A 2,975-nucleotide genomic window follows, 5' to 3' on the forward strand; every position below is an offset into this window, starting at 1 on the left:
GGCGCCGGGGTGCCGCTACACTTGGAGTCATGGATCTTGCACACGTGGCACCGGGCTTGCCGACCCACTCCGTCGAGCGACATTGGCTGACGGTGGAGCTCGGCGCGCGCAGTTATTCCATCGTCATCGGCAATGGCCTGTTGGGGGACCCTGCCACCTGGGCGGGGCTGCCCCGTGCACAGACCGTGGCCATCGTGACCAACGAGGTCGTTGCGCCCTTGTATCTGCAGCCGCTGCGCGCGGCGCTGGCGCCCCACTATTCGCGGGTGCTCGACATCGTGCTGCCCGACGGCGAGGCCCACAAGGACTGGCCAACACTGAACCGCATTTTCGATGCCCTGCTGGAGCATGCCTGCGACCGCAAGACGGTTCTGTTTGCGCTGGGCGGGGGCGTGGTTGGCGACATGACGGGGTTTGCCGCTGCGTGCTACCAGCGCGGCGTGCCGTTCGTGCAGGTGCCCACTACGCTGCTGGCGCAGGTGGACTCGTCGGTGGGGGGTAAGACGGCGATCAATCATCCGCGCGGCAAGAACATGATCGGGGCCTTCTACCAACCGCTGCGCGTGGTGTGCGATCTGGATACGCTCGCCACGCTGCCGCCGCGCGAGTACAGCGCCGGGCTGGCCGAGGTCATCAAGTACGGGCCCATTTACGATCTAGCTTTTTTGGACTGGATCGAGGCGCACATCGAGCGCCTGTGCGCGCGCGATGCCGACGCGCTGGCGTATGCGGTGCGGCGCAGCTGCGAAATCAAGGCCGCCGTGGTGGGGCAGGACGAGCGCGAGTCGGGGTTGCGCGCCATCCTCAATTTCGGGCACACCTTCGGGCATGCCATCGAGGCCGGACTGGGGTATGGCCAGTGGCTGCACGGCGAGGCGGTGGGCTGCGGCATGGTGATGGCGGCGACGCTGTCGCAGCGGCTGGGGCGGGTGTCGCCGACGTTTGTGCGGCGGCTAACACGCCTCATCGCTGCCGCCGGGCTGCCGACGCGCGCCCCGCGTCTGGGCTCCGACAACGCGGCGCGCTACCTGGCGCTGATGCGGGTGGACAAGAAGGCCGACGCCGGGGCGATCCGCTTCGTGGTGGTGGACGAAGCCGGACACGCCGAGGTACGGGCGGTGCCCGATGCGGTGGTGGCGGAGGTGATCGAGGCGTGCAGCCTGAGCTGAGGGGGGTGGTGCAGGCTGCGGCGGCGGGCTGGGCACTGGCGCCCTATGCCTGCGATCCGGCCCGCAGCCGCGGGCGCCGATATTCGGAGCCACCGGCGCCGACGCGCAACCCGTTTCAGCGCGATCGCGACCGGGTGATCCATTCCTCGGCCTTCCGGCGCCTGGTCTACAAGACGCAGGTGTTTCTCAATCACGAGGGAGACCTGTTTCGCACGCGGCTGACGCACTCGCTGGAGGTGGCGCAGCTCGGGCGCAGCATTGCGCGCGCGCTGGGCCTGCATGAAGATTTGGTGGAGGCCATCGCGCTGGCGCACGATCTGGGGCATACGCCTTTCGGTCACGCGGGGCAGGATGCGCTCAACGCCTGCCTGCACGAGGACACGGGGCCGGCGGCGCAAGAGCCGCGCGGTGATGACGAGCCGCACGGCGGTTTCGAGCACAACCTGCAAAGCTTGCGCGTCGTCGACGAGCTGGAGCAGCGCTACCCCACCTTCGATGGCCTGAACCTGTGCTTCGAGACGCGTGAGGGCATCCTGAAGCACTGTTCGCGCGCCAATGCGCAATGGCTGCAGGCGCGCGAACCCGGGGGCGTGGGTGAACGCTTTCTGAGCGGGCAGTCCCCGTCGCTGGAAGCGCAGTTGGCCAATGTGGCCGACGAAATCGCGTACAACGCGCACGATATCGACGACGGCGTGCGCAGCGGACTGCTGACGCTGGAGCAGCTCGAAGGGGTGGAGCTGTTCGATGCCTACCGGCGTGAGGCGTTGGCACAGCATCCGCTGCTGTGCGGACGTCGGCTGTTGTACGAAACCATTCGCCGCATGCTAAGTGCCCAGGTGTACGACGTGATCGAGGCCACGCGGCGCGCCGTCGCCGCCGCTGGCGTGCAGACGCTGGACGATGTGCGCCGCAGCCCGCCGCTGCTGGGCTTTTCGCCGGCGATGCGCGAGGCCTCGGCGGCGCTGAAGCGCTTCTTACTGGTCAATCTGTACCGGCATCCCCAGGTGATGGAGACGACCGCGCGGGCGCGCCGTATTGTGGCGGACCTGTACCGCCTGTATTGCGCAGACCCGCGCCTGTTGCCGCCCGAACGCCAGGGGGTGCGGCTGTCGCTGCGGCGCCGGGTGGCCGATTACATTGCCGGCATGACCGACCGCTTTGCCATCCGTGAGCACCAGCGGCTGACCGGTGAGCGGCTGTTTGGGTAGCCCGCGATGCGGCAGGCGGTCGATCGCGAAGCATCTGTGGGTCTGCCGGGGCAGGCGTGGGTGATCGTGGGCTGCGGTGTGGCCAGTGCCCTGCACGTGGGCAAGCTGCCCGCGGCCCTGCCTGTGCTGACCCAAGAACGGGGCGTCACCCTGGTGCAGGGAGGGTTCCTGTTGGCGATGATCCCGTTCGCCGATAAGACGCTGGGTGCCGTGCTGGGGCAGATGGCTGACCGGCTCGGAGCCCGGCGTGTGATGCAGACCGGACTGACGCTGCTGGGTGTAGGTAGCCTGATCGGGGCCATGGCGAGCGCCCCGCAGGTCCTGCTGTGGGCGCGGGCGGTGGAAGGGCTGGGGTTCTTGATGGCGGTGCTGCCGGCACCCGGTCTGCTGCGGCGGGCGGTGCCCGACGGGGCCGTCCTGAGCCGGGCGCTGGGCTGGTGGGGGGGCTACATGCCCACCGGTGTGGCCAGCGGCATGCTGCTGGCGGCGGCCAGTCAGGCGTGGCTGGGGTGGCGCATCACCTGGGGCTGTCTGGGGCTGCTGGCCTGGGTCTGCGTGCTCCTGATCGGGCGATCGGTGCAATCCGACGGTCAGCCGC

3 protein-coding genes are annotated in these 2,975 nt (G+C 69.0%); all 3 read left to right on the forward strand.

What is annotated here, in order from left to right; genetic code table 11:
* The first annotated feature begins 29 nt into the window (after nt 1-29).
* Nucleotides 30-1,169 (forward strand): 3-dehydroquinate synthase, encoded by a 1,140-nt coding sequence (gene aroB / locus V7Z54_RS09635; RefSeq protein ID WP_334136172.1) that lies wholly within the window; start codon nt 30-32, stop codon nt 1,167-1,169.
* Nucleotides 1,154-2,377, forward strand: coding sequence for a deoxyguanosinetriphosphate triphosphohydrolase (locus V7Z54_RS09640; RefSeq protein WP_334136173.1), 1,224 nt, complete (start codon nt 1,154-1,156; stop codon nt 2,375-2,377). Before aroB ends, V7Z54_RS09640 begins: the two co-directional genes overlap by 16 nt.
* Before the next feature lie 6 nt (nt 2,378-2,383).
* On the forward strand, nt 2,384-2,975 hold a 592-nt coding region (locus V7Z54_RS09645; protein ID WP_334136175.1), incomplete at its 3' end, for an MFS transporter.

Source organism: Tepidimonas sp., assembly GCF_036824975.1.
GTDB lineage: Bacteria > Pseudomonadota > Gammaproteobacteria > Burkholderiales > Burkholderiaceae_C > Tepidimonas.